This is a genomic window from Arthrobacter sp. sptzw42, assembly GCF_059089685.1.
In genome coordinates, this window is record NZ_JBNHEX010000002.1 from 17,826 (window position 1) to 38,829 (window position 21,004).

At 65.5% G+C, this 21,004-nt stretch carries 21 protein-coding genes; 14 read left to right on the forward strand and 7 right to left on the reverse strand.

Annotation, left to right across the window (positions count from 1 at the left end; all coding sequences use genetic code 11):
- Positions 1 to 33: 33 nt before the first annotated feature.
- Entirely contained in the window at positions 34 to 447 is a 414-nt protein-coding gene (locus AC5RT4_RS02140) for a CBS domain-containing protein (RefSeq protein WP_494039581.1), read from the reverse strand.
- Between the two features lie 266 nt (positions 448 to 713).
- Between AC5RT4_RS02140 and AC5RT4_RS02145 the strand changes: the two genes are divergently transcribed.
- The 4 genes from AC5RT4_RS02145 to AC5RT4_RS02160 all read left to right on the forward strand — a co-directional run bounded on the left by AC5RT4_RS02145 (position 714) and on the right by AC5RT4_RS02160 (position 4,628).
- Positions 714 to 1,025 (forward strand): hypothetical protein, encoded by a 312-nt coding sequence (locus AC5RT4_RS02145; protein ID WP_494039582.1) that lies wholly within the window; start codon positions 714 to 716, stop codon positions 1,023 to 1,025.
- Positions 1,015 to 1,650 (forward strand): hypothetical protein, encoded by a 636-nt coding sequence (locus AC5RT4_RS02150; protein WP_494039583.1) that lies wholly within the window; start codon positions 1,015 to 1,017, stop codon positions 1,648 to 1,650. The genes AC5RT4_RS02145 and AC5RT4_RS02150 overlap by 11 nt, the downstream gene beginning before the upstream one ends.
- Before the next feature lie 25 nt (positions 1,651 to 1,675).
- Positions 1,676 to 4,324, forward strand: coding sequence for an ATP-dependent helicase HrpB (gene hrpB / locus AC5RT4_RS02155; RefSeq protein ID WP_494039584.1), 2,649 nt, complete (start codon positions 1,676 to 1,678; stop codon positions 4,322 to 4,324).
- A gap of 151 nt (positions 4,325 to 4,475) precedes the next feature.
- Positions 4,476 to 4,628 (forward strand): hypothetical protein, encoded by a 153-nt coding sequence (locus tag AC5RT4_RS02160; RefSeq protein WP_494039585.1) that lies wholly within the window; start codon positions 4,476 to 4,478, stop codon positions 4,626 to 4,628.
- A 36-nt stretch (positions 4,629 to 4,664) separates the two neighbouring features.
- Here the strand turns inward: AC5RT4_RS02160 and AC5RT4_RS02165 are convergent, their stop codons facing one another.
- Complete coding sequence (locus tag AC5RT4_RS02165; protein ID WP_494039586.1) at positions 4,665 to 5,342, reverse strand: alpha/beta hydrolase family protein; 678 nt, start codon at positions 5,340 to 5,342, stop codon at positions 4,665 to 4,667.
- 69 nt (positions 5,343 to 5,411) lie between these two features.
- Between AC5RT4_RS02165 and ligD the strand changes: the two genes are divergently transcribed.
- Positions 5,412 to 6,434, forward strand: a complete 1,023-nt coding sequence (gene ligD / locus AC5RT4_RS02170; protein ID WP_494039587.1) for a non-homologous end-joining DNA ligase — start codon at positions 5,412 to 5,414, stop codon at positions 6,432 to 6,434.
- A gap of 49 nt (positions 6,435 to 6,483) precedes the next feature.
- On the opposite strand, the gene AC5RT4_RS02175 is transcribed toward ligD, so the two are convergent.
- Positions 6,484 to 7,104 (reverse strand): L-threonylcarbamoyladenylate synthase, encoded by a 621-nt coding sequence (locus tag AC5RT4_RS02175; protein WP_494104747.1) that lies wholly within the window; start codon positions 7,102 to 7,104, stop codon positions 6,484 to 6,486.
- Positions 7,105 to 7,267: 163 nt separating this feature from the next.
- On the opposite strand from AC5RT4_RS02175, the gene AC5RT4_RS02180 reads away from it, so the two are divergent.
- The 6 genes from AC5RT4_RS02180 to AC5RT4_RS02205 all read left to right on the forward strand — a co-directional run bounded on the left by AC5RT4_RS02180 (position 7,268) and on the right by AC5RT4_RS02205 (position 11,337).
- Positions 7,268 to 7,693 (forward strand): VOC family protein, encoded by a 426-nt coding sequence (locus AC5RT4_RS02180; RefSeq protein WP_494039589.1) that lies wholly within the window; start codon positions 7,268 to 7,270, stop codon positions 7,691 to 7,693.
- A 92-nt stretch (positions 7,694 to 7,785) separates the two neighbouring features.
- Positions 7,786 to 8,469: a hypothetical protein gene (locus AC5RT4_RS02185; protein WP_494039590.1), complete on the forward strand. Its 684-nt coding sequence runs from the start codon at positions 7,786 to 7,788 to the stop codon at positions 8,467 to 8,469.
- 16 nt (positions 8,470 to 8,485) lie between these two features.
- The gene (locus AC5RT4_RS02190) at positions 8,486 to 8,995 is read left to right on the forward strand and encodes an HAD domain-containing protein (RefSeq protein ID WP_494039591.1); all 510 of its coding nucleotides are present in this window, start codon (positions 8,486 to 8,488) and stop codon (positions 8,993 to 8,995) included.
- Positions 8,996 to 9,147: 152 nt separating this feature from the next.
- Positions 9,148 to 10,467: an inorganic phosphate transporter gene (locus AC5RT4_RS02195; protein WP_494040125.1), complete on the forward strand. Its 1,320-nt coding sequence runs from the start codon at positions 9,148 to 9,150 to the stop codon at positions 10,465 to 10,467.
- Entirely contained in the window at positions 10,464 to 10,685 is a 222-nt protein-coding gene (locus AC5RT4_RS02200; protein ID WP_494039592.1) for a hypothetical protein, read from the forward strand. The genes AC5RT4_RS02195 and AC5RT4_RS02200 overlap by 4 nt, the downstream gene beginning before the upstream one ends.
- Before the next feature lie 85 nt (positions 10,686 to 10,770).
- Positions 10,771 to 11,337, forward strand: coding sequence for a dihydrofolate reductase family protein (locus AC5RT4_RS02205; protein ID WP_494039593.1), 567 nt, complete (start codon positions 10,771 to 10,773; stop codon positions 11,335 to 11,337).
- A 139-nt stretch (positions 11,338 to 11,476) separates the two neighbouring features.
- Here AC5RT4_RS02205 and AC5RT4_RS02210 read toward each other — a convergent pair whose 3' ends face one another.
- On the reverse strand, positions 11,477 to 13,042 hold the full coding sequence (locus AC5RT4_RS02210; protein WP_494104748.1) for an HNH endonuclease signature motif containing protein: 1,566 nt from the start codon (positions 13,040 to 13,042) through the stop codon (positions 11,477 to 11,479).
- A 56-nt stretch (positions 13,043 to 13,098) separates the two neighbouring features.
- Positions 13,099 to 13,575, reverse strand: a complete 477-nt coding sequence (locus AC5RT4_RS02215; RefSeq protein WP_494039595.1) for a hotdog fold thioesterase — start codon at positions 13,573 to 13,575, stop codon at positions 13,099 to 13,101.
- 205 nt (positions 13,576 to 13,780) lie between these two features.
- Between AC5RT4_RS02215 and polA the strand changes: the two genes are divergently transcribed.
- The 3 genes from polA to rpsA all read left to right on the forward strand — a co-directional run bounded on the left by polA (position 13,781) and on the right by rpsA (position 19,503).
- Positions 13,781 to 16,423: a DNA polymerase I gene (polA, locus tag AC5RT4_RS02220; protein ID WP_494104897.1), complete on the forward strand. Its 2,643-nt coding sequence runs from the start codon at positions 13,781 to 13,783 to the stop codon at positions 16,421 to 16,423.
- 99 nt (positions 16,424 to 16,522) lie between these two features.
- Entirely contained in the window at positions 16,523 to 17,809 is a 1,287-nt protein-coding gene (locus AC5RT4_RS02225) for a GNAT family N-acetyltransferase (protein ID WP_494104898.1), read from the forward strand.
- Positions 17,810 to 18,024: 215 nt separating this feature from the next.
- Complete coding sequence (rpsA, locus tag AC5RT4_RS02230) at positions 18,025 to 19,503, forward strand: 30S ribosomal protein S1 (protein ID WP_139029088.1); 1,479 nt, start codon at positions 18,025 to 18,027, stop codon at positions 19,501 to 19,503.
- A 114-nt stretch (positions 19,504 to 19,617) separates the two neighbouring features.
- Here rpsA and AC5RT4_RS02235 read toward each other — a convergent pair whose 3' ends face one another.
- Positions 19,618 to 20,184 (reverse strand): GNAT family N-acetyltransferase, encoded by a 567-nt coding sequence (locus AC5RT4_RS02235; RefSeq protein WP_494104749.1) that lies wholly within the window; start codon positions 20,182 to 20,184, stop codon positions 19,618 to 19,620.
- A complete protein-coding gene (locus AC5RT4_RS02240; protein WP_494104750.1) occupies positions 20,168 to 20,857 on the reverse strand; it encodes an IMPACT family protein in 690 nt (229 codons plus the stop codon). The genes AC5RT4_RS02235 and AC5RT4_RS02240 overlap by 17 nt, the downstream gene beginning before the upstream one ends.
- Positions 20,858 to 21,004: the final 147 nt, after the last annotated feature.

Genomic DNA, 21,004 nt, shown 5'->3' on the forward strand with positions numbered 1-21,004 from the left:
GATGGCGCCGTCGTGCCGCGCCGCGCTTGGGGGTCAGTATGAAATGAAGGCTACGAGTTCCCCGACACGATCCTCCGGGTAGTTGCGGGCTATGTCAGCCTGGCTCACAACCCCCACCAGGTCGTGCCCATCGATTACGGGCAGCCGCCGCACCTGATGGTCCTGCATCGTCCGGATGGCTTCTTCAATCGAATCATCAGCGCCGATGGTAACGGGTTTGCCTTCTCCAAATTCCCCGGCCGTCGCCGTACGCGGATCCCCGCCCGCTGCCAGGCATTTGACGACAATGTCCCGGTCCGTCAGCATGCCTTTGAGCCGGTTGTCCTCGCCGCAGATCGGCAGTGATCCCACGTCGAGTTCCTTCATCTTCCGGGCTGCTGCCTCGAGCGTCTCTTTCTCTCCCACACACTCCGCGCCGCCGGTCATGATTTCCCGTGCCGTTGCCATGTTGGTCTCCTTCGTCCAAGATGCCCTGCCGTCTCTGCGGCCCGTTCCGGTGGCCCTTCGGCGATTTGCCCGTGGTTCACAGCGCTGAAGAACCAGCCGATGGAAAAATGCTAAGCCTGCTGATTATCAGTGTCCAGAGCAGTGTCACGCCGTCACTGGTGGGTGCGGTGCACAACGGCGCCGTTCTTGCCATACCGCAATCAAGTAGTAAGCTTGCTGATCAATACTCGTAAGCCTGCTGATTAATTGAGGACAGGAGAAGCGCCATGGGCACAGTTATTGCTGCCGCCTCGGCTCTGGCCATTACCGTCGCCGGAGCAGCCGCGGCTCTCAGTGCCCCCTTTGGCGCTGCCGGGAACGGGGGCCAGTATCTCGCCGGCCATGTGCTGCTCGGGCTGGGCCTCGGCCACACCATCGCCATCCTGCTGCGGATCGCCACCAGGCGTTTTGTAGCCGGACGTTCGGGCGGCAAGGAAACAGCGGGTGCCGTGCCAACTCCGGCACATATGGCCACAGTCACCGCATTGCCAGCCAGGCCCGCGGTGATGGTTCCGCTGCGGGGCAGGCATGCCGCCTGAAACGCAGCCGCGGCATAACGGCAAAGACGGTATGCCGCGCCTGAAGCCTCTCCGCTCCTGGCGGGCAGCCGCGGCGCTGGCGGCAGCAGCAGGTCTTGCAGTGGCACTGTTCACTGCCACTCCGATCCTGCGGCCCGTTGATTCGGATCAGGGCACGCTCCGCGGGCTGCAGGTGCGAGTCCTGACCATCAGCCAGGCTGCAGCGGAAAACCGGCTGGACGGGGCACTTGCCGCGCTGGACGCGCTCGAAAAAGACCTGAACGACGCCGCGTCCCAGGGCCAGATTTCGTTATCCCGGTACCGCGGAATTGAGGCAGCCGTGGAGTCGGTCCGTACGGACATCACCACCCAGCTTGCGGCGGCGTCCGCTGCCGTGGCCCCTACGGGGAGCATCGCGGAGACCACCTCCGCCACTCCCGGACCGGCGGAGGCCCAGCCGGCGGTCCAGGCTGAAGCCCAGCCGCCCGTCGTGGTTCCGCCCCCCGTTCCTGCGCCGGCTCCCGCTCCTGCTCCCGCTCCTGCTCCCGCTCCGGCTGCCGCTCCGGCTGCCGCCCAGGAAGAACCTGTCCTGCCGGCACCGGCGAAGGAAGCCAAGGAAAAGGGCAAGGGGCCGGGAAAGCCCTAAGCCAACGACCGGGCACAATGGACTGATGACTTCCCGGGCCCGTCAGCAGCAGCCAACCGCCGGCGCACCCTTCGACATCGGGGCCATTGGCGCCGGCCTGGCGTTCGCCAACTCGGCGCGGCCACTGACGCACGCCCTCGCTGGCAGTGGCAGCGGCGAACCTCCACGCGCAGCCGTAGTGCAGGCACCGCCTGGAACCGGTAAGACCACACTCGTTCCGCCGCTGCTGGCAAACCTGCCCGGGCTGGCCGCCGGACGCGTGGTGGTTACCCAGCCGCGCCGGGTCGCTGCCCGTGCCGCCGCCCGCCGGCTCTCGGTTCTGGACTGCAGCCGCCTGGGCAGCCGGGTCGGATACACGGTGCGCGGAGAGCGGCAGGCCGGTCCGGAGACGCTCATCGAGTTCGTAACGCCCGGAATCCTGCTGCGCCGCCTGTTGTCCGATCCAGGGCTGGACGGGGTGGCAGCGGTGGTACTGGACGAGGTTCACGAACGGGGTCTGGAGACCGATCTGCTCATCGGCATGCTCGCGGAAGTGCGGGAATTGCGCGGTGACCTTACCGTCGTCGCCATGTCCGCAACGCTGGACGCGCCCCGGTTTGCCGCGTTACTCGTCAACAACGAGGACGGAACTCTGGCCCCCGTTGTGGAGTGTCCCTCGGTGGTGCACCCGCTGCAGACGCAGTGGCGCCCTGCCGGCGGACCGCGCCTGGACGGCAGGGGAGTCACGCCCGCCTACCTCGAGTACCTTTCGGCGACAGCCGCGGCGGAAGTCACCAATGCCCTCCGTGAAGACAGCTCGGCAGATACCCTGGTTTTCGTTCCCGGAGCAAGGGAAGTATCCCGGGTGGCAGCGGGACTTCGCAGCCGGCTCGGCTCCGGCGTGGAGATCCTCGAGCTTCACGGCCAGGTGGGCCCGGCCGAACAGGACCGCGCAGTTTCGGGCCGCGCTGCCGGCGGCAGCGCCAGGGTCATCGTGTCCACCGATCTCGCCGAGTCCTCCCTCACCATTCCCGGTGTCCGGCTGGTGATCGATTCCGGCCTCACCCGGGAACCGCGGCGCGACGCCGGAAGGGGCATGAGCGGACTGGTCACCGTTTCCTGCTCCCGTGCCTCAGCCGATCAACGTGCCGGGCGGGCCGCCCGCCAGGGTCCGGGGCGTGTGGTCCGCTGCTATGACCAGCAAGCCTTTGGAGCTGCCCCGGCCCACGTGACCCCGGAGATAAGGGTGGCCGACTTGACCGGGGCCGCCCTGATCCTGTCATCCTGGGGCTCCCCGCGGGGAGCCGGACTCGCACTGCCCGACCAGCCACCCCGGCAGGCCATGGACGATGCGATGGAGGTCCTGCGTGAACTTGGCGCAGTGTCAGGCGATGGCCACATCACCCCCATGGGAAAACTGCTGGCCACCATTCCGGCTGATCCCCGCCTGGCCAGGGCCCTGCTTCACGGCGCAGCGTTTGCCGGACACCTGCCCGCCGCCGAAGCCGTGGCGCTGGTAACGGGGGATCTCCGGGCACCGGGCGCGGACCTCACCCGCCTGCTGTCCGGGTTGCGGAGCGAAACAGGGCCGGAAGCGCGCCGCTGGGCGGAGGAATCCCGCCGCCTGGCTGCCTTGGCAAAGCAGGCAGCGTTGCCTGCTTCCCCGACGCCGCCGGCGCACGCGGCTAGCGCCGCGGGCGCGGCGGTGGTGGGAGCCGTCGTCGCGCTCGCCTTCCCTGACCGGGTGGCACGCAGGGTGGATGGCGATACCCCAAACCGCTACCTCCTGTCCTCGGGGACCCGCGCGGGGCTGCCCGCTGGCAGCCCCCTTTCCGGCCAGGAATGGCTGGCGGTAGCCGAAGTAACCCGGGCGGACGGGCGGGACTCGGCCGGCACCGGAGCGGTGATCCGGTCCGCGGCACCCCTCTCTCCCGACCTGGCCGAGGCTGCCGCATCACACCTCCTGGCGGACACTGTCGAGGCGCAATTCACGGCCGGCCGCCTCTTTGCCCGCAGGGTGCGCCGCCTTGGGGCGATCGTTCTGGCATCGACGCCGGTCCGCCCCTCACCGGCCGAAGGGCGCGCGGCAGTAGCGCAAGCACTGCAGACTGAGGGCCTTGGCGTCCTTGACTGGTCGACGGCGACCGATGCTTTGCGCCGCCGTCTGGCCTTCCTGTACCGCGGACTGGGCGTGCCGTGGCCGGACGTCTCGGACCAGGCGCTGCTGCTCCGGTTGGAGGACTGGCTCGGACCGGAGCTGGAAGCACTCGCCGGCGGAGCGGCAGCGCGCGCCATTGACCTTGCCCATCCGTTGCGCCGGCTGCTGCCCTGGCCTGAAGCCGCCCGGCTCGATGACCTCGCCCCGGAGTGGCTCGAAGTTCCGAGCGGATCGCGGATCCGGATCGAGTACCCTGTGGTATCAGACGACACCGCCCGGCCGGTGGTGGCCGTCAAGCTGCAGGAGTGCTTCGGATGGGCAGAAACGCCCCGGCTGCTGGACGGCCGGGTGCCGGTCCTCTTCCACCTGCTGTCGCCGGCGCGGCGCCCCCTGGCGGTAACGGACGATCTCACATCCTTCTGGTCCGGCCCCTATGCGCAGGTCCGGGCCGAAATGCGCGGCCGCTATCCCAAACATCCCTGGCCCGAGGACCCGTGGAGCGCCCCGGCAACCGCACACGTCAAACGCCGGAAATAGCGCTACGCGTTTGGCTCAGCTGCGGCGGGAAGGCGGCGTGAGATCTCCGATACACAGTTGAAACCCGGGGTCGATGCACTGAAACATCAGGTGGCTAGGCTCGTTCCCACCTGGACGCCGTTGTCCACACCTCAACCCGAAGGACGTGCAGATGTTTCTTATCACCAGCCTCAACCTCTTGCTCGACGGCCAGCGCAAAGACGACAACCGATCCGCCAGCGGTAGTGACGGAACGTCGGATTCCTCCCAGGGCCAGTTGAGCTCCGCCGCCTGGGAAGGCTGGTGGCAGGACGACGCCGCCTAGCCGCTGTGCAGTCCGCCAACTGTCGGACTGCCTGAATCAGGGACGGCCGCGGATAAAGTCAGCCACCGGCGCGGCGAGGGAAGCACCCACCTCATCCGCAGTACGTTTCCGGCCGGCGACACCGAATGAGTGGTCGCCGCCCTCTACCCACTGCAGGAGAGCGTTGGGCCCGATCCGCGACACCACGCCCGCCAGGATCTCAGGTGTGGCGAAGGTGTCCCGTTTGCCCTGCAGAAACAACATGGGCGTCGTGAGCCCGTAGAGGTGCTCGTCCCGCAGCTTGTCCGGCTTGCCCGGCGGATGCAGGGGATAGCCCAGGTACACAAGCCCGGCGGCTTCCATTCCTTCAGCCACCGCCATGGAGGCCATCCGCCCGCCAAAGGACTTACCCGCCGCCCAGATAGGGCCGGCGTCGTTATGGGCCGCTGCCTGCTCCGCCGCCATGGCAAAGGCCGCATGCCATGCGGCGATGGCCACGGGCGGCCGGTCCGGGAATTTCCGGCCTGCTTCCCGGTAGGGAAAGTTGAACCGCAGCGTTGCTGTTCCCAGCGCATTCAGGGCTGCGGTGAACCCGCGGAGAAACGGGTGCTCCATGCCGGCCCCGGCACCGTGGGCCACCACAACGGTCGCGGACGTATTATCCGGGCGGGAGTAGGCAGCAGTGACACTAAGGCCTCCGACGGCGAGGGTCAGGGGCGTTTCTGAGACGGACATGCCTCCATCATGCCGGACCCGGGAGCCCAAATTCGTCCGCCGTCCGCGGCCGGGGTGTACGTTGTCCCCATGGCGAGCGAACAGACCACCATCACGGTTCAAGGCCCCCACGGCGAACGGGAGATGCGCATCTCCAGTCCCGGGAGGGTCCTCTGGCCAGACCTCGGAATCACGAAACTGGACCTCGCCCGCTACTTCGCGGACATCGGTGCGGCCTTTATCGCAGCGAACGGGGACAGGCCGGTGGCGCTGCAGAGGTACAAGGACAACGTTGACGGCGACATGTTTTTCTCGAAAAACCCGCCCAAGGGAACGCCGGAGTTCATCCGGACCATGAAGGTGGTCTTTCCGAGCGCGCGTTCCCATCCCATGCTGGTGCTGGACGAACCCGCGGCGCCCATCTGGGCAGTACAAATGAACACCATCGTTTTCCACCCCTGGCCCTCCCGTACCGCCAACACCGACAACCCGGACCAGCTGCGCATCGACCTGGATCCCCAACCGGGCACTGATTTTGACGATGCCGTCCCGGCTGCGCTGGTCCTTAAGGAGGTCCTGGCTGAGGCAGGGCTCACCTGCTTCGTCAAGACCTCCGGTAACAGGGGACTGCACGTGTACGCGCCCATCGAGCCCACCCGCGAGTTCCTTGATGTCCGCCATGCCGTCATTGCCGCCGCCCGGGAAGTGGAACGCCGGATGCCGGAGAAGGTCACTACTGCATGGTGGAAGGAAGAACGGGGCCAAAAAATTTTCCTCGACTTCAACCAGGCCAACCGCGACCGCACCATTGCCGGCGCCTACAGCCCGCGGGCGCTGCCACACGCCTCGGTGTCATGCCCCATCACCTGGGCGGAGCTGGAGACGGCGGATCCGAAGAACTTCACCATCCTCACCGTTCCGGACCGGCTGAAAACCGTGGGTGACCCCTGGGCAGACATGCACAGCAACCCGGGAACCATCGACACGCTGCTGGAGTGGTGGGACCGCGATCTCAGGAACGGTCTTGGGGAAATGCCGTTTCCTCCGGACTACCCAAAGATGCCGGGGGAGCCGCCGCGGGTGCAGCCCAGCCGTGCCCGGAAGCAGGATTAGCAGGCACGCCTGGCAGCAGGACGGGAAACGCGGCAGCAGGACCTGAGGGTTATTCGAAACGGGACGGGTCACCCATCCCGCGGCGGACTACCTCTGCCACGCCGCCGGAAAAGTCCACTACGGTGGTGGGCTCGGAACCGCAGTCGCCGGCGTCGATCACGGCATCCACTTGGTGGTCCAGCCGCTCCTTGATTTCCCAGCCCTGGGTCATCGGGTCTTCATCGTCCGGCATCAGCAGGGTGCTTGAAAGCAGCGGCTCGCCGAGTTCGGCGAGCAGCGCCTGCACCACCCGGTTGTCCGGGATCCTGACGCCGACGGTTTTCTTCTTCGGGTGCAGCAGGCGCCGGGGGACCTCCTTGGTGGCAGGCAGGATAAAGGTGTAGCTGCCGGGAGTTACAGATTTGATGCTGCGGAAAACGTCGTTGCTGATGTTCACGAATTGGCCCAGTTGGGCGAAATCCCTGCACACCAACGTGAAATGGTGCTTGTCGTCCAGGCTGCGGATGGCCCTGATCCGGTCCAGGGCGTCTTTATTGCCCAACTGCGCGCCCAGCGCATAGCAGGAGTCCGTGGGGTAGGCGATCAGCCCGCCGTCAAGCACCATGCGCACTGCCTGCGTGATGGCACGTGGCTGAGGATCCTGCGGATGAACGTCAAAGTATCTGGCCATGCACCCGAGCCTACGTTCCCTGCCCTGACGCCGCACGCTTTGGCCGCCCGGGGCGTCCCCAACGCATTCAATAGGGGCAGCTGCCCCTACCCCGGGGCAGCCCCTTGGGGCAGGATGTTGTCTGGTTCCATCCTCTTTCGGTACAACTCAAGGAGATCCAGCCATGCCCACCACCCTCAACCCGTACCTCGGCTTCCGCGACAACGCCCGCGAGGCCATGAACTTCTACCAGTCAGTTTTTGGCGGGGAGCTGACACTGAGCACCTTCGGTGAGTTCCAGGCCAGCGAGGATCCGGCAGAGGCGGAGAAAATCATGCATGCCATGCTGACAACCACCCAAGGCCTGGTGCTGATGGGAGCGGACACGCCAAACGGCATGGAGTTCAGCGGAGGGTCGTCCATCTCCATTTCACTCAGCGGGGATGATGAAGCGGAACTGCGTGGCTACTTCGAAAAGCTGAGCGGCAACGGCGGTACGGTAACAGTGCCCATGGAGCAGGCGCCGTGGGGAGATGTCTTCGGGATGTGCACGGACCGTTATGGCGTGGCCTGGCTTGTCAACGTCAACAACCCCCAGGCAGCCGGCTGACCAACCTGCCGGGGCAGGGCAGCTGGAGAGCCGGCTGACCGGTCCGACAGTGCTTCCTTGAGGAGGGCGCCACGCAATGGGACGATGTACGCGTGGAGTCCCTCTTCGAGATCCTTGACGATAAATGGTGGCTCGTTTTCCCCGCCTTGGCCTTTGCCGGCCACTGGGCGAATTCGTGGCGCAAAGCCAGCGACCGCAGGCACCAGCGGAAGGTGGAGCTGTACAAGCTCAAGAACCAGGCCCATGAGGCTGAGAAAGTCTCGGCCGCGGAGGTTGAGTCACTGCTGGCAGCCCATGATGCCACCAGCAGGCGCTGGCTGGATTATGAACTTGACGTGGGCAAGCTGATTGAATTCCCGCTTATGACAGACGTCCGGGAACCCCTCACGGTGGCCTTCCTTCGGGCCAAACGTGAGGCCGACGGACTCCGGCCGGGATCAGCGGCAGAGGTGACGTCGCCCTCCCGCCTCCAGGCGTACCGTAGGGCGGTGGATGGATTCAACGTGGCGCTGGAGGTGGCCGAGCGCGAAGCCAGGCGCATCAGGGACAGCAAGTTCACCGGGCCCGAACGGGAACGGCTTGCCACCGCGCGGCAGTTGCTGAGGATCGCGGAAAACCATGCAGCCACTCCGGCAGAACGCCAGGCAGCCTACAAGCGGGCCCGACGCGAGTTGGACGGCCTTATCGTCCTGCCGGATGCGGCAATGGCGGCCCTCGAGGAAAAAATCGCACCCATGCTGGACGGGGGCGCGCGGCCCTCCGATTCCCGCCGCTGATTATCCGGGAGACACTGTGGCTGTCCGCACGCTCTACCTGGACGTTGACGGTGTCATCTGTCCGTTCGGACCCGACGGGTGCACCGGCTGGGGAACGCCGTGGCGGCGCGCGGCCGCGGGATTGTTGCCGGTGGCATTCGCCGCTGAGTTGGTGAAGGGACTTAACAGCCTTGCTGCAACGTCGGAGTTGCGGTGCGTCTGGCTGACCAGTTGGGAGGAACTGGCACCGCAGTACCTTTGCCCGGCCATCGGCCTGGAGGGCAGCCGGTGGCCCTTTCTAACGGCTTTCGGTTCCGGAAGCGGGCCGGATTGGTGGAAGCTCCGGGCCATTCAGGCCGATGTTGAGGAGACCGGACCCGTGGCTGTGGCCTGGGCGGATGATCAGCTCGCCTTCGAGGCCGAGGCGCAGGCCTGGGCGGGGGTCATGGGCCGGCGTTTGCTGGCACTGTCGCCGAACCCCAGGTGCGGAATTTCACCTGCCGAGCTGGACGCCGTCGCAGCCTTCCTCAAGGCGCCGATGTTTTGACCTCCTGCCGGGGGCGCGTACGATCGATAGGGTTTCACGCCGGTTGTGTTAACAGCGCAAGTCATTCCAAGCGAACAGCTGGTGAATTATGCTGTGCAAGGCAGCCGGGGGAAAGAAACTGCTTGACGTCGACTCTGCAGATTGGGCAACAGGTGGATATCACCTTCATGGTGGCGCTGGTCATCGCACTGGCACTATTTTTCGACTTCACGAACGGCTTCCACGACACAGCGAATGCCATGGCCACGCCCATCGCAACCGGTGCCATCAAGCCGAAGACTGCGGTCACCCTCGCAGCCATCCTGAACCTGGTGGGTGCCTTCCTGTCCACGGAAGTGGCTAAAACGGTCTCCGGCGGCATCATCCGTGAAGGGTCCGACGGTGTACAGATCACGCCGGAGATCATCTTCGCCGGCCTTATGGGAGCAATTCTGTGGAACATGATCACGTGGTTGAAGGGCCTGCCGTCGAGTTCCTCCCACGCCCTGTTTGGCGGGCTGATCGGTGCCGCCATCGCCGGCATCGGATTTAACTCCATTAATCTTGAGGGCCTGCTTCAGAAGGTCATCCTGCCCGCGATCTTTGCGCCGCTCATCGCCGGCATCGTGGCCTACATCTGCACGCGCCTGGCCTATGCCCTGACCTCCCGGCACGATCCCGAGACCGGCAGCAAGCTCACCCAGAAACGCGGCGGATTCCGTACCGGGCAGATCTTCACTTCCAGCCTGGTGGCACTGGCCCACGGCACCAACGACGCCCAAAAGACCATGGGCATCATCACGCTCGTGCTGATTGCCGCCGGCACCCAGACGCCGGGCTCCGGCCCGCAGTTCTGGGTGATCGCCGCCTGTGCCTTCGCCATTGCCATCGGTACCTACGCCGGCGGGTGGCGCATCATCCGCACCATGGGCGCCGGGCTCACCGAAGTAAAGCCGGCCCAGGGCTTCGCTGCCGAAACCAGCACCGCGTCGGCCATCCTTGCCTCGTCCCACCTCGGTTTTGCACTATCCACCACTCAGGTGGCTTCCGGTTCTGTTATCGGCTCCGGAATGGGCCGGCGGGGAACCAGTGTCCGCTGGAGCATGGTGGGCAAGATCGCGCTGGGTTGGCTCTTCACCCTTCCCGCAGCCGGCATTGTGGGAGCGCTGACTGCACTGCTGGTCAAGACCGGCGTAATAGGCGTGCTGATCGCGGCCGTCGCCGGCACCGCCGCAGTGCTGTTCATGTTCTTCTATTCACGTAAGTCCGCCGTCGGCCACCACAACGCCATCGAAGTTGAAGAGGCAGGCCAGACAGTGCGTTTCGCAAAGAAGAAGGCAATGGCCCGTGCCCGTGCCAAGGCGAAGTCGCACGCGAAGGCTGACGCTGAAGCCACATCCGTTGCCGGAACCAGCACCAGCGTCCAAGCCAACACCAATACTGATGCCGAGACCGAAGCCGAAGCCGTTACAACGAAGGATGCCCAGCGATGAAGTGGTTGGAACTGCTGACCGTGGCCGGTGCCACCCTGGCGGCCGCAGTGACCGTGGTGGTTCTCTACTCGCTGGGAGTTCGGCTGACCGCCATTGCAGGTGACGCACGCCAAGCCTCGCCCGGCGTGAAGCGGTCCCTTGCGTATGTTTGCTTCGGGCTGTGCGGACTCGCCGTCCTCTTTGGCCTGTACCTGATCATCCCTTACTTCTCCGGCTAAATCCCCTCGCCAGGCCCCGGATGGGGCTGCTGACAGGGTAGCCATCGCCGTTGGACAGACCGGGTCCGATCACTAGGCTGGACCCATGTCACGGATCCAGTACTTTGTAGCCGCGTCCCTCGATGGTTTCATTGCTACGCCTACAGATGACCTTGGCTGGCTCCTGCAGTTCGACGGTTTCGAGGGCGGTAAGGAAAGCTACGAGACGTTCATGGGGGGTGTCGGCTGCATCGTGATGGGCGGCGGGACGTACGCCTGGCTTATGGAGCACGAGCCAGGGACATGGCCATACCCCGAGACTCCCTGCTACGTCTTCACGCGGCATGAGTACCAGGCGCCTCCCGGGGCGGACCTCACTTTCGTTCGCGGCAGCGTCTCGGAATTCGTTGCAGACTTCAAGGCGGACGCGGGAGGCAAGAACGTTTGGGTGGTGGGCGGCGGGGACCTCGCCGCCCAGTTCGCCGACGCCGGGCTGCTGGATGAGCTGATCCTCTCCGTCATCCCGGTGGTTCTCGGCGACGGCAAGCGGCTTCTTCCTTTGACGGGCCCGACGCCGCCACTTGAGTTGACTGCCTCGCGCTCCCTGGGCAGGGGCATAGTAGAGCTCCGGTACTCGCTGAACGGCGATTCAGCTTCAGGTTCTGGTGGTTAACCCTGCGCGGGCTGCGGGATTCCCTCACTGACCTTGCGAAGTTGGGGAGCAAGACTCGGCAGTCCTGGTGACCCGGTGGTTTAGCCGCGCCAACACCCATCGCTGGGCTGAGCCCGCTTCCATGCCGCACCGGCTGAGCTCATCCGCCGCGGGCGTGGAGGAACCGTTCGATGCCGTCTTCTCCAAGGGAGTAGCCGGTGCGGACAAGGTCCACGTGGCCGCGCGGAAAATCGCCGGGCTCCCGCTGAGGCCAGCACCTGCTCGATGTGTGGCTCGGCTTCGTTTGCGCTGCCAACTCCTGGGGCCAGTGTGGTGGTTCCCAGTGGTGGTGTTCGGGTTTGTAGTGCCGGCCGGTGGGTGAGGTCCAGCCGGGCGGTGCGGTTGTGGTGGCCGGGGTGGGTTTCCAGGCGGTGGCGTGTTTGAGGCGGTGGTGCTTGGGGCAGAGCTGGCCGAGGTTGCTGATTCCGGTGGTTCCGCCGTGGTGCCAGGCGGTGAGGTGATCGGCTTCGTTGTCCAGGCAGTTGTTGCTGCACCCGGGGAAGGTGCATTTGCCGTCCCTGAGTTGCAGGGCTTTCTTCATGGCTGCCGTGATCCGGTAGCTGGTCCGGCCGATCTCCAGTGGCGCGCCGTCGCGGGGGTCAACGAGGACCCGGTGAAACGAGTTGGCGCCGTCCGCGACGAGTTTGCGTGCCATCGACGCCGGGATAGGGCCGTAACCGTCCAGCATGGCCGGTTCCACGGTCAGTCCCATCAACGCGAACACCGGGACGGTGACGAGCACGTCCGCCTTCGGGGCCGGAACCTTTTCCATGCCCGCAATGTAAGCAGTTTCACCGTCCCCCTTCCCGCTCCCGCTTGCAGCGCCCCCATCCCCACGGTCCGCGGTACCTGCGCCCGGGGCCGTGAGCAGCAAACCGGCGGCGGTGTCGGCCCGCAACTGTGTGAGGGTGCGGGGCTCGTCGGGGCCCTGGAGTCCACGGGCGAGGGCGGTGGTGCGGTTCCAGATAGCCGCTGCCTGGTCAGCGGGCAGGTAGGCCGAGAGCCAGGCCATCCCGTCCTGGTCCGGACGGTATTCCATCCGCCGGTCGACCACACCCCTGGTGTGCCGCTGTTCGATGGACTCGGCGTGGTGGCGTTCCCGCCACACCCGGGCTTTAGCTTTGAACCGGTACGCCGGAACGTCCCCGATCGGCGCGGCCGTGGATGGTATGGGTGTATCCGGGCCCAGGAAGTGGGCTTCGAGGGCGGCGGCGCCGGCAGAGTCCAAGGTGGCCGTTTCCTCCACCATGACCTGGGCGTGCCGCCACGAAACCGTCCCAGCGCGCAGGGCCGAGAGGGTCAGCGGCAACGTGGCCACCAGGGCGTGGGAGGTGGCCAGGAAGGAACCCGCGGCCCGGCCGCCAAGGGACAAGAGGCTGCCGATTTCCGCGGCGACCGCCATCTCTCGCGCCTGCACCAGGGTTCCCGGCGCCGCGACAGCATGAACCGTGTCCGCGTACGTCACCGCCGCCCGGGCCTTCAGCCCTGCGACCCTGGCCTCCACGGTGGCCGCGCCGGAGAGGATGTCCAGGCAACCATCAGCCAGGGCAGCCAACGGATCAGCACCATCAACCGCCCCGGAACCCGGAGCCGCCGCTTCGGCATAAAGCACGGCAAGGGCGGCGTTGATGTCCTCAAACGCCTTCACCACCGCCGCTTTACCCATGAACTCATCATGGCAAGGGGGTCAGACAATTAAGGGAAGTGCCAGGGGAGGGGTCCCTACCCCTGCTGCGGAGCGGCGTTATCCCGGATCATGTTGGTGATGCGTGCTGTAGACAGCCTGCGCCCCTGCTCGTCCGTCATGACGATCTCGTGCGTCGCCAGGGTCCGGCCGAGGTGGATGGCGGAGCAGGTACCCGTCACCGTGCCCGCTGCGATGGACCGGTGATGCGTGGCGCTGACCTCGATACCCACGGCATGCCGGCCAGGCCCTGCGTGCATTCCTGATGCGAACGATCCGAGCGTTTCAGCCAGGACAACATGGGCGCCGCCGTGAAGGATTCCGGCTACCTGGGTGTTTCCTTCCACCGGCATGGTGGCTACGGTCCGTTCCGGGCTCATCTCCAGAAAACGTATCCCCATCTTCACTACCAGGGCCCCGATCCCGAACTGACCCAGCCAGGCATGCAGATGCTCCGGGACGCCGGCCGCAGTGAGCTCAGCGGAGAAGGGGCCGGGCGTGAAATTGTCCATCATGGCAACTAGGCTGGCACCTGTGAGTGAAACAACCAAACCGGCCCCTTTCCCGTCCAATGTCCTGGAGGAGGACAACGCTCCGCAAGGTTCAAGTGCCCTTGCTGAGGCTGCTGTTAAGGACACGGCTGGATCGGTTTCGGCGACTGCCGCCCCCGTTGTTCCCCTGACGGGCCAGCCGCGGCTGCTGGTGCTGGACGGCCACTCGATGGCGTTCCGCGCCTTTTTCGCCCTCCCGGCAGACAAGTTCTCCACGGCAAACGGGCAGCACACCAACGCCATCCACGGTTTCACCTCCATGCTGATCAACCTCATCAAGGAACAGCAGCCCACCCACATCGCCGTGGCTTTCGACGTGTCGGACGAGTCCACCCACCGAAAGACCGAGTACAGCGAATACAAGGGGGGCCGCAATGAAACCCCCCGCGAAATGAACAACCAGATCGACCTCATCGGCCAGGTGATGGAAGCCTGGGGCATCAAGACCATCAAAATGCCCGGCTACGAGGCGGATGACATTCTTGCCACTCTTGCATCCATGGGTGAGAAGGCCGGCTTCGAAGTCCTGCTGGTCTCCGGTGACCGTGACGCGTTTCAGTTGATCACGGACAACGTTTTTGTGCTCTACCCAAAGAAGGGCGTCAGCGATATCCCGCGGATGGATGCCGCCGCCATCGAGGCCAAGTATTTCGTAAGTCCCGCACGGTATTCAGACCTCGCCGCCTTGGTGGGGGAGACGGCCGATAACCTTCCGGGAGTTCCCGGCGTCGGCCCTAAAACGGCGGCCAAATGGATCAATCAGTATGGCGGTCTTGAGGGCGTCCTCGAACACCTGGATGCCATCGGCGGCAAGGTAGGGGACGCGCTTCGGGAGAACGTTGAAGCCGTCAAGCGTAACCGCCGCTTGAACCAGCTCCACACGGACCTGGAATTGCCCGTCACGCTCGATGACCTGTATGAGCCACGTCCTGACCAGGCAGCCCTTGAGGACCTGTTCGACCAGCTCGAATTCAAGGCCATCCGCGGCCGGCTTTTCGCACTGTACGGCGACGACGACGCCCCCGCCCCTGAGCGTGCCAGCATCGAAACGCCTGACTTCATCGCGCCGTCGGGGGCTGCAGAGCTCGCCGGCTTCCTCAAGGCAGGTGCCGGCCAGCGCTCCGCCGTCGCGGTGGACCTGGTGCCTGGCCGGATCGGCGAGGATGCTGCAGGGCTGGCGATCGTCCGCGACGGCGCCGCCGCCTACGTCGATCTCTCCGGCCAGGACGCCGAGGCCGAAAACGTCCTGGCTGCGTGGTTGCGCGACCCCGCAGCGCCGAAGGTGATGCACGGGTTCAAGGCCGCGCTGAAAGCCCTGACCTCCCGGGGCCTGGAGCTTGACGGCGTGGTGGACGATACCTCGATTTCCGGATATCTCATCCAGCCGGACCGGCGAACCTACGAACTCGCCGAACTCGCCCAGCACCACCTCAACGTGGGGATCCCGGCTGCCACCGCCAAAGCCGGCCAGCTGGAGCTTTCCTTTGACGGGGACGACGAAGCAGCCGCGGGCGCGCTGGTGCAGGCGGCCGCCGTCGTCCTTGAACTGAGCCGCTTCTTCGAGGCGGAACTGAAGGAGCGCCGCGCGGAGGAACTGCTGTCCAGCCTCGAGCTTCCGGTCAGCCGTGTCCTGGCCGACATGGAACTCGCCGGCATCGGGATCGACATGGCCCGCATGGACGAGCAGCTCGCCGACCTCGCCCGGGTCATCGACAACGCCCAGGAGCAGGCCTTCGCCGCGATCGGCCACGAGGTCAACCTTGGGTCGCCCAAACAGCTGCAGACAGTGCTGTTTGAGGAGCTTCAGCTGCCCAAGACCAAAAAGATCAAGTCCGGCTACACCACTGATGCCGCGTCCCTGAAGAACCTGCTGGACAAAACCGGCCACGAGTTCCTGGTGCAGCTCATGGCGCACCGGGAAGCTGCCAAGCTGAGGCAGATGCTCGAATCGCTGAAGAAGTCCGTTGCCGAAGACGGCCGTATCCACACCACCTACGCCCAGAACGTGGCGGCGACCGGCCGGATTTCCTCAAACAATCCCAACCTGCAGAACATCCCCATCCGCAGCGAGGAAGGCCGCCGCGTCCGCGGAATTTTCGTCGTCAGCGACGGCTACGAGTGCCTGCTGTCCGCGGACTACTCCCAGATCGAGATGCGAATCATGGCACACTTGTCCGGCGATGCCGGCCTGATCCAGGCGTATAAGGACGGCGAGGACCTGCACCGGTTTGTCGGCTCCAACATTTTCCATGTGCCCACCGAAGAAGTCACCAGTGCCATGCGCTCCAAGGTGAAGGCCATGTCCTACGGGTTGGCCTATGGACTCACTTCCTTCGGCCTGTCCAAGCAGCTGGAGATTTCCGTGGACGAGGCACGCACCCTCATGAAGGACTACTTCGACCGGTTCGGTGCCGTCCGCGATTACCTCCGCGGCGTGGTGGACCAAGCCCGGGTGGACGGCTACACGGCAACCATCGAAGGCCGCCGCCGTTACCTGCCCGACCTGACGAGCACCGACCGGCAGCTCCGGGAGAACGCGGAGCGCATCGCCCTGAACAGCCCCATTCAGGGTTCGGCCGCAGACATCATCAAGCGCGCCATGCTGGGCGTCCATGCAGAGCTCAAGTCACAGGGCCTGAAGTCGCGGATGCTCCTGCAGGTCCACGACGAACTGGTCCTCGAAGTCGCGGCGGGGGAGCGGGACGCCGTGGAGAAGCTCGTCACCGAACAGATGGGAGCCGCGGCGGACCTCACCGTTCCGCTGGAGGTCCAGATCGGTGTTGGTCCCAGCTGGTACGACGCCGGGCACTAGGAGCAGACGGGGTACCAGTGTCCGGGCGCTTCCCAGCAGAAGCGCGTTGTGCCTGGCCAGGCTCCGGAGTTATTGGCTAGGCTCAGGAGGGTGGCTGACCTGAACGGGAACTATGAAATTCGGCGCTTTGGCGCGGTGTCCAGGAACAGTGACGGCTATGCGGAGGCCGAGACCTGGGCCAGGGCCGTGGCGTTCGGGTTCCACGAATCAACGCGCACCCCGGAGCACGTGGCAAAGTCGCTTGCCACCTACGAAGCAGATGGCCGGGTCCTGACCGGCGTGTACCAAACGGGCGGGGTGGCCCCGGGATCCCTTCCGGCGGAGGTGCCGGTGGCCACGTTCGCCACGTTCCGCAAGGATCTCAACATCGGTTTTGGCCGCTCACTTGAAAGCCAGCTGGTCACGTCTGTGACGGTGCGGACATCGCACCGCCGCCGCGGGCTGCTGCGCCGGATGATGAGCGAGGACCTGCACCTGGCCAAGGAGGACGGCATTGCCATGGCCGCCCTCACCGCTTCGGAGGGAACCATCTACGGGCGCTTCGGTTACGGCGTCGCAAGCTTCGAACGCTCCGTAAAGGTGGACACCACGTCGCGGTTCATTCTGGCGCACCAGCCCACGGGCAGCGTGGAAATCGCCGATCCCAAGATCCTGCTGCAGCTGGCACCGGAGGTCTTCGATCGCGTCCATGGCCTCACCCCCGGGTCCCTCGGCCGGCAGGACATGTACCGGCAGTTCGCTTCAGGGACCCTCGGCCGCGACGGCAAGGAGGATCCCGCCATCAAGGTGGCGCTCCACTACTCGGCGGACGGGGCCGTGGACGGCTACGTCTCGTACAAGTTCCTCGGCTGGGACACGGAACCCTACACCGTGGAGGTGGTGGATCTGGTGGCCGCCGGCAATGACGCCTACCTGGAACTTTGGCAGTTCCTCGGCGCAATCGACCTGGTGGAGCGCGTGTCCTGGGACGAAGCGCCGTTGGACGATCCCTTGACCTGGGCGTTGACGGACCCCCGCTGCATTGACTCGTCGGACAGCCGGGACATGCTGTGGCTCCGCGTCCTGGACGCCGCCAAGGCACTGGAGGCGAGGCACTACCCTGTGGACGGGCGGCTGGTTCTCGAAGTTTATGACCCCCTGGGCCTCACGCCCGGAACCTTCGCACTGCAGGTCGACGGCGGCGGGGCCGCCGTCGAACGCCTGCCGGAAACCGCAGCGGACCTGGTGCTGGATGTCTCTGCCCTGTCCTCGATCTACCTGGGCGCAGTATGCCCTGTGACCCTGGCTGCAGCCGGCAGGATCCGGGAGAACACGGCGGGTGCGGCCCTGAAGGCTAGGCAAATGTTCGCTGTGGAGCGGTCAACGCACTGCCTCACGCACTTCTAGGGGCACACCTTCACGCTTTACGGGCCGCTTTGACCCGTGTTGCGGGCAGCGACTAGACTAAACGGGCGTGTACCACGTGCACGATTTCTGAAATCCACAAATCAGGATGACCCGGAGGATCCGTTCGGATTCGCCGCACATCGCGCCTGCGTTCCATAACGCGGGCGCGCCGGTTTGCCTGACCGACTAACTATCCACAACGGAGCCCCTACTACATGACCATCACCTCCACCGAGAAGCCCGGTACCCCCGTAGTCGCCATTAACGACATCGGTACCGCTGAGGACTTCCTCGCAGCAGTCGACGCGACCATCAAGTACTTCAACGACGGAGATCTCGTCGAAGGTACCGTCGTCAAGGTCGACCGCGATGAAGTCCTGCTCGACATCGGTTACAAGACCGAAGGTGTCATCCCCTCCCGCGAGCTGTCCATCAAGCACGATGTTGATCCCGGAGACGTCGTCTCCGTTGGCGATCAGGTCGAAGCCCTGGTGCTCACCAAGGAAGACAAAGAAGGCCGTCTGATCCTCTCCAAGAAGCGCGCTCAGTACGAGCGTGCCTGGGGCGACATCGAGAAGGTCAAGGAAGAAGACGGTGTTGTCACCGGTACCGTCATCGAGGTTGTCAAGGGTGGTCTTATCCTCGACATCGGCCTGCGCGGCTTCCTGCCCGCATCCCTCGTCGAGATGCGCCGTGTGCGCGACCTTGCTCCGTACATCGGTCAGCAGATCGAAGCCAAAATCATCGAGCTGGACAAGAACCGCAACAACGTTGTGCTGTCCCGCCGTGCATGGCTCGAGCAGACCCAGTCCGAGGTCCGCTCCACGTTCCTCAACAAGCTGGAAAAGGGCCAGGTCCGTCCCGGTGTCGTTTCCTCCATCGTCAACTTCGGTGCATTCGTGGACCTGGGCGGCGTAGACGGCCTGGTTCACGTTTCCGAGCTGTCCTGGAAGCACATCGACCACCCGTCCGAGGTTGTCGAGGTTGGCCAGGAAGTCACCGTCGAGGTTCTCGAGGTGGACCTGGACCGCGAGCGCGTTTCCCTGTCGCTCAAGGCTACGCAGGAAGATCCGTGGCAGACCTTCGCCCGCACCCACGCCCTCGGCCAGGTTGTTCCGGGTAAGGTCACCAAGCTCGTTCCGTTCGGTGCGTTTGTTCGCGTCGAAGACGGCATCGAAGGCCTGGTCCACATCTCCGAGCTGGCCGTGCGCCACGTGGAGCTGGCAGAGCAGGTTGTCTCCGTTGGCGACGAGCTGTTCGTCAAGGTCATCGACATCGACCTCGAGCGCCGCCGCATCTCCCTCTCCCTCAAGCAGGCCAACGAGGGCGTCGACGCCGACAGCACCGAATTCGATCCGGCTCTGTACGGCATGGCTGCAGAGTACGACGAAGAGGGCAACTACAAGTACCCCGAGGGCTTCGATCCCGAGTCCAACGAGTGGCTTGAAGGCTACGAGAACCAGCGCGCCGCCTGGGAGCAGCAGTACGCTGACGCCCAGACCCGCTGGGAAGCCCACAAGAAGCAGGTCGCCCAGCACGCTGCCGACGACGCTGCAGCTGCAACGTCCGGTGAGAGCGATTCCGGCACCACCAGCTACTCCTCGGAGCCGGCTGCTGAGTCCAACGCCGGTGCAGGCACGCTTGCATCCGACGAAGCCCTCGCCGCACTGCGCGAGAAGCTGACCGGCAACTAATTGCCACCGGTCCGGAAATTTTCCGGGCCGACACAACAGGCCCCCTGCCCGCAAGGCAGGGGGCCTGTTGCTTTAACGCTGTAGTGGGCCATCGCGCTGACGGCAAGGAGGCACTTAGAGCACGACGACGGCGCTGACCGTCCCGTCGTCGTCGGGCGTGAGTACCGCGCCCGCGGAGGCGAGGATACGCTGGGCGCCAAGGTTGCCGGTGAGGGTGCGGGCCGTCACCCGGGTGATGCCGGCCTTGCGGGCCTCGACGAGGACCAGGCGAAGTGCGGCGGTCCCGATGCCGCGGGACCGATAGCTCCTGCCCAGCCAGATGCCCGTCTCGGCAACAGCTGCATCATTGCCCGATTCAGCACACCCCGACTTCGCACTCCCTGGCCCGGCACTGCCGGCTTCCGCAGCCGAGGGCTCGACGATGCGGAGGCGGATGGAACCGGCGAGGCTGCCGTCCGCGACTATGCCCCACGCCTTCTCCCCGGCGTCCCCGGCGAGGCCCTGGGCAGCGGCGCGGTGGTAACTGAAGAACCACGCAGTGCGTTCCAGGTTCCACCCCGGACCGCCGAGCGGAGGAGCCACCTCGTCCGGTGAGGCGTCGCGCTTGGCCAGTGCCAGGAGCTGGTCCACCACTGCTTCGTCCACGTCCACCAGGGACACCACCTCAGGGGAACGGGACATCCACCCACTCCGTTCCTTCGGGGATGAGGGCAGCGGCGCCCGAAGTCAACGACTGCAGGCGGTCCGCAGCATCTGCGATATACTGCGCGTCGTCCGGTACCGCCACGCGCAGAACCGTATGCTGCACCGCATAGCTTGTTTCTGCCATCACGAAGCCCGCTGCCCGCAGATCGTTCTCCAGCCTGCCGGCAGCAGCGTGCGGCACTTCCGCTGAGCAGATCCGCAACCGGCTCCGGCGCACCAACGGCACCAGGGAGAGCGTCGAAGACACGGACTCAGAGTACGCCCGCACGAGCCCGCCCGCCCCCAGCAGGATGCCGCCAAAATAGCGGACGACGACGGCACTGACATCGCTGAGGTCAGCCACACCAGGTGCCGTTTCCCTTTTGCTCAAGGCCTCGAGCATGGGGACGCCTGCGGTTCCTGAGGGCTCGCCGTCGTCGCTGGAGCGCTGGATGTCCCGGTCAGGACCGAGGATGAAAGCGGAGCAGTGGTGCCGGGCGTCGTGGAATTCGCGGCGAAGGCCTGCCACCAGGTCCCGCGCCGCTTCTTCGCTGTCGGCCCGGCGCAACACCGTGATGAACCTGGAGCGCTTGATCTCCAGCTCGTGGCGGAAGTCCGGCCCTGCCGCCAGGGTGGTGTAGCTGGTGGCGCGGCTCGCTTGCTCTTGCACCCGCCCCAGTCTAGATGGGCCTACGCCGTGAGGGTTCCCCGGGCGAGCGAAGCGAGGTCAGGGTAGCGGCGGGTGGGCCCACGCCGTGAGGGTTCCCTGGGCGAGCGGTGCGAGGTCAGGGTAGTGGCGGGTGGGCCCACGCCGTGA